The following is a 5,810-nucleotide window of genomic DNA, read 5'->3' on the forward strand; positions in this document are numbered from 1 at the left end:
CCGCGCACCAAAACAAAACATCTCTCCTTGTTCTGTGGGGGGGGTCCCCCAAAAAAATCCTCCACAACCCACCCCCCCCCCCCCCCCCCCGCGCGCCCCCTTGGTTCTCCCCCCCCCCCCCCCCCCCGGAAGTGCCGGCGCGGCCGTTCATCCATCTGCGCGTGCATTCGGCCTATTCGCTGCTCGAAGGCGCTTTGCAGCTCGGCACCGTTGTCGGTCATGCCGTCAAGGATGAGGCTCCGGCCATCGCCGTCACCGACACCAACAATCTGTTCGGCGCGCTCGAATTTGCGCAAAAGGCGGTGAAGGAGGGTATCCAGCCGATCATCGGCTGCCAGACCGCTCTCGCCTTTTCCGGCGAAGCCAGCGACAGCCAGCGCGACCGCAGGCGGCAAGGCCCGGAGATGCGGCCCGTGGTTTTGATCGCGGCGACCGAGGCCGGCTACAGCAATCTGGTCAGGCTGGTCAGCCGGGTCTATTTGGAAACGCCGCCCGGCGAGGCTGTGCATCTGACGACCGAGATGCTGCAAGGCCATTGCGATGGCCTGATCTGCCTCAGCGGCGGGCCGCGCGGCCCGATCGGCAACGCCTTGAAAGAGGACCGCCGCGATCTCGCCGAGACACGGCTTTTGGCGCTCAAGGCGTTGTTCGGCGACCGGCTCTATGTCGAGCTGGAACGGGTTTCCGGCTATGACCGGGCGATCGAGAAATCGTCCGTCGATCTCGCCTATGTCAATGACCTGCCGCTGGTCGCCACCAACGAGGCGTTTTTCTCCTCCCGCGACGACTATGAGGCGCATGACGCGCTGATCGCCATCGCCGAAGGCACGGTCGTTGCCGTCGACAACCGCCGCCGCCTGTCGCCCGACAATTTTCTGAGAAGCCAGGCTGACATGGCGAGGCTGTTCGCCGATCTGCCGGAAGCGATCGACAATACCGTCGAGATCGCGCTGCGCTGCTCCTACTATCCCAAGACCCGCAACCCGATCCTGCCGCGCTTTGCCGGCGGTGATGTTGCCGACGCCGATGCGGCGGTGAAGGCTGAGGCGCAGGAGCTTGCCAGACAGGCGCATGAAGGGCTGGAGGCGCGGCTCGCAGCGCACGGCCCGACCCCTGGCTACACGGTCGAACAATATCGCGAAAGGCTGGATTTCGAGCTCGGCGTCATCGAGAAGATGAAATATCCCGGCTACTTCCTGATCGTCGCCGACTTCATCAAATGGGCGAAAGCGCAAGGCATTCCGGTCGGGCCGGGCCGTGGTTCGGGCGCCGGCTCGCTGGTCGCGTATTCGACGACTATCACCGACATCGATCCGCTGCGCTTCTCACTGCTGTTCGAGCGCTTCCTCAATCCCGACCGCGTGTCGATGCCCGACTTCGACATCGATTTCTGCCAGGACCGGCGTGAGGAGGTCATCCGCTACGTCCAGCAGAAATACGGACGCGACCAGGTCGGCCAGATCATCACCTTCGGCACGCTGCAGGCCCGCGCGGTGCTGCGTGATGTCGGCCGCGTGCTGCAGATGCCCTATGGCCAGGTCGACAAGCTCAGCAAAATGGTCCCGTCGAACCCGGCCAACCCGGTCAAGCTCGCCGACGCCATCGCCAACGAGCCGCGCTTTGCCGAAGAGGCCGAGCGGGAGCCGATCGTCCAAACGCTGCTCGACATGGCGCAGAAGCTGGAAGGGCTCTACCGCCACGCCTCGACGCACGCCGCCGGCATCGTCATCGGCGACCGGCCGCTGTGGGAACTGGTGCCGATGTACCGCGACCCGCGCTCGGACATGCCGGTCACCCAGTTCAACATGAAGTATGTCGAGCAGGCCGGGCTGGTGAAGTTCGACTTCCTCGGCTTGAAGACGCTGACGGTGCTGGAGACCGCGGTCAAGCTGATCCGCCGCCGCGGCATCGAGATCGATCTCGCCCACATTCCGCTAGACGACCCCGATACCTACGCCATGCTGTCACGGGGCGAAGTGGTCGGCGTGTTCCAGGTGGAAAGTGCCGGCATGCGCAAGGCGCTGATCGGCATGCGGCCCGACTGCATCGAGGACATCATCGCGCTGGTCGCGCTTTACCGGCCGGGACCCATGGAGAATATCCCGACCTACAACGCCAGAAAGCATGGCGAGGAGGAGATGGCGTCGATCCATCCGAAGATCGACCATCTGGTGAAGGAGACGCAAGGCGTTATCGTCTACCAGGAACAGGTGATGCAGATCGCGCAGGAGCTTGCCGGCTATTCGCTCGGCGAAGCCGATTTGCTGCGCCGCGCCATGGGCAAGAAGATCCGCGCCGAGATGGACAAGCAGCGCGAGCGCTTCGTTTCGGGCGCGGTCGAGCGCGGCGTCGGCAAACCGCAAGCCGACTTCATTTTCGACCTGCTGGCAAAGTTCGCCGACTACGGTTTCAACAAGTCGCATGCCGCCGCCTATGCCGTCGTCTCCTACCAGACGGCCTATCTGAAAGCGCACTACCCGGTCGAGTTCCTGGCCGCGTCGATGACGCTCGACATGGGCAACACCGACAAGCTCGCCGATTTCCGCCAGGATGCGCTGCGCCTCGGCATCGACGTCGTGGCGCCGTCGGTAATGACCAGCTTCCGCGCCTTCGAGGTCGGCGAGAACCGGATCTTCTATTCGCTGGCCGCGCTCAAGGGCGTCGGCGACGCGGCGGTCGAGCATATCGTCGCCATGCGCGGCGAAAAACCGTTCAAGAACCTCGCCGATTTCTGCGAAAGGGTCGATCCGAAGATCGCCGGCAAGCGGGTCCTCGAAAGCCTGATTATGGCCGGCGCGCTCGACTGCTTCGGCCACGACCGCGCCGCGATGCTGGCGGGCGTCGAGCGGATGATGGGGCTTGCGTCGCTGGCGCAGCAGAATGCAGTGTCGGGCCAGCACGACATTTTCGGCGCCTCGCTCGGGGCGCAGTCACAGGCGCTCAACCTGCCGGCGACCGACCCGTGGCTTGCCGCCGATCGCCTGCACCGTGAATTCCAGGTGGTCGGCTTCTATCTCTCCGCCCATCCGCTGGACGAATACAAGGCGGCGCTGCAGAAGATGCGGGTGCAGAACTGGGCCGAGTTCTCAGCCGCGGTCAAACGGGGTGCTGCCGCCGGGCGGCTTGCCGGCACCGTCACCACCAAGCAGGAGCGCAAGACGCGCACCGGCAACAAGATGGGCGTCGTGCAGTTCTCCGACACGTCAGGCCAGTATGAAGCAGTGCTGTTTTCCGAAGGTCTGGCGCAGTATCGCGACCTGCTCGAGCCCGGCCGTTCGGTGGTGATCACAGTTTCGGCCGAGGACAGGCCCGAAGGCGTCAACCTGCGCATCCAGACCGTGCAGTCGCTGGAGGACGAGGCAAGCCGCATCCAGAAAGCCTTGCGCATCTTTGTCAGGAATGACCGACCGGCGTCCGCGATTCAATCGCAGCTTACCCAGCGCGGCGACAGTCAGGTGAGCATTATCGTTATCAAGGATGAGGCGCAGGGCGAGGTCGAGATCGAACTGCCCAACCGTTACCGCGTCTCGCCGCAGATCGCGTCGGCCATGCGCGCGGTGCCGGGCGTGGTGGAAGTGGAACTGGTGTGACCTAACGGGATTAGCACAGCCTCGTTTGTTTGGACCGTGTTCCGCCAAGCCAGCACCAGCATGCCCAGCGCCGGCATTGCCCGGTGACATTGCCACTGGTATCGTGAGGTCGGCCCGCCATGCCATCAACTCATTTTTTTCGGTTGCTGGCCTGGCTCTTTCGGCGGCCGGGGGGAGCCTCATGGACGAGCGGACAGCTGCTGCCGAACTCCAGAAAATGGTCAATGGGTTCCAGGTATCTCAGGCGATATGCGTCGCCGCCACACTGGGCATCGCAGACCATCTCAAGGACGGAAAACGCGCCAGCGGCGAACTTGCCGCGTTGACCAATACCCATCCGCAAGCGCTCTACCGGCTGCTGCGCGCCCTTGCATCGGTCGGCGTGTTTCATGAAGCGGAAGACCGGTTTTTCTCGCTGGCCCCGGTCGGCGGCGCGTTGCGATCCGATGTTCAGCATTCGGTCGCGCCATGGGCGATTCTGACCGGACGGCCGTATTTCCGTCAGGCATGGAGCGACCTGCTGCACAGTGTCAGCACCGGCGAGAACGGCTTTCGCCACGCTCATGGCCAGGGCGTTTGGGAATACCGGGCCGAACATCCGGAAGAGTCCGTCATCTTCGACCGGGCGATGACGGCCATGTCGCGTGGCGTCGCTGCCGCGGTGATCGCGGCCTATGACTTCCGGCCGTTCGCTGTCGTCATGGATGTCGCGGGCGGGCAGGGCGCGCTGCTTGCCGAAATCCTCCGCCGCAATCCCGGCCAGCGCGGCATTCTTTTCGATCAGCCGCAGGTGGTAGCGAAGGCCGGCCCGGTCTTTGAGATTGCGGGCGTGGCCGATCGCTGCGACGTCGTCGCCGGCGATTTCTTCGTCTCGGTGCCCGAGGGCGCCGATGCGATTGTGCTCAAATGGATCCTGCATGACTGGGACGACGACACAAACATCCGGATCCTGAAAACCTGCCGCCGGGCGATGCGCCCAGAAGGCAAACTGCTGGTGCTTGAGAGCATTCTGGAGCCGCCCAACGAAGGCGCCAGTGCAAAATTCGGCGATCTGAACATGCTGGTCATGCCGGGCGGGCAGGAGCGCACGGCGGAAGAATTTAAGTTGCTGCTTGCGGCGTCGGATTTTCGGGTCGCCAATATTGTTGAAGCCGGACCTCGCATCAGCATCATCGAGGCGGAACCGGTCTGATTGCTTTCCGAGCCCGAAACTCTCCGGATGTTCTCAAGCCACAGCGGCTTCCCTCTGCTCTGCCCGCTGGACGGCTGTCGCAGCGAGCGTTATCGCAGTTGTCATGAAGGCGCCAGACAGGGACGGAGCTCGGGAGTCAGCCCTGGCACGGCTGCGTGATACATTGCGAAAGCTTTATCACGGGCGCACGCCTGCGGCTTTCCGGTTTCAACTGGCGGCGATCGTCATCGACCTTGCCATCATCGCCTTCTTCATCGCCACACCGGTGATCCAGGAATCATCCTCGTTCCTCTGGCTCGATTATTCTGTGGCAGCGCTTGTCGCCGCTGACATGATTGCGCGGCTGCTTGCCTCCAACGACATGCTGCGCCTGATGAAACAGCCGGCGGCGTGGGTCGATGCATTTATCCTGCTGACGCTGCTGATGCCTTCAGCGCTAGCCAATCTGGGCTTCCTGCGCATATTGCGGCTGTGGTCGCTGTCCCGCAGCGGCGCGCTGTGGCGGTATCTCGAGATGCGCGGCCTCAGGCGATGGCGCGAGGCGAGCCACGCAGTCATCAATCTCCTGACATTCCTCCTTGTCATCACCGGTTTTGTCTACACCTTCTTCTTCCGCACCGGGGCCGGTCTCGAAGGCTATGTCGACGCGCTCTACTTCACCGTCGCCACGGTGACCACGACCGGCTTCGGTGACATCGTCCTGCCGGGTATCGCCGGCAAGCTCACCGCCATCGTCACCATGATCATCGGCATATCGCTGTTCGTCAGGCTGGCGCAGGCGCTCTTCCGTCCCAACAAGGTCTTCTTTCCTTGCCCGCAATGCGGCCTTCAGCGGCATGAAGCCGACGCCGTGCACTGCAAGGCCTGCGGGCACATTCTCAATATACCCGACGAAGGCAACTGAGATGCGAGGCTAGTGCGCAGTTTTGGTGGAGCCAAAACCGCCCCCTAGAGTCTTTCACGTTTTGACGGAAGCGTAGCCGGCGTTTGCGAAGTAGTTTTTGCATTCGGTTGCCTCGATCGTTTCA

3 protein-coding genes are annotated in these 5,810 nt (G+C 63.3%); all 3 read left to right on the top strand.

The annotated features are described in order from the left end of the window. Positions 1–131: 131 nt before the first annotated feature. The 3 genes from dnaE (at position 132) to NKH36_RS34315 (ending at position 5,686) form a co-directional block, all read left to right on the top strand. A complete protein-coding gene (dnaE, locus tag NKH36_RS34305) occupies positions 132–3,590 on the top strand; it encodes a DNA polymerase III subunit alpha (RefSeq protein WP_352966228.1) in 3,459 nt (1,152 codons plus the stop codon). A 181-nt stretch (positions 3,591–3,771) separates the two neighbouring features. Beyond that, positions 3,772–4,782 carry a methyltransferase gene (locus NKH36_RS34310; RefSeq protein ID WP_352966229.1) on the top strand — a complete coding sequence of 337 codons (1,011 nt, stop codon included), beginning with the start codon at positions 3,772–3,774 and terminating at the stop codon, positions 4,780–4,782. Between the two features lie 103 nt (positions 4,783–4,885). Next, positions 4,886–5,686: a potassium channel family protein gene (locus NKH36_RS34315; RefSeq protein WP_352966230.1), complete on the top strand. Its 801-nt coding sequence runs from the start codon at positions 4,886–4,888 to the stop codon at positions 5,684–5,686. The last annotated feature ends 124 nt before the right edge of the window (positions 5,687–5,810 follow it).

Origin of the sequence: Mesorhizobium sp. M1312, from assembly GCF_040318115.1 — a bacterium.
Classification (GTDB): domain Bacteria; phylum Pseudomonadota; class Alphaproteobacteria; order Rhizobiales; family Rhizobiaceae; genus Mesorhizobium.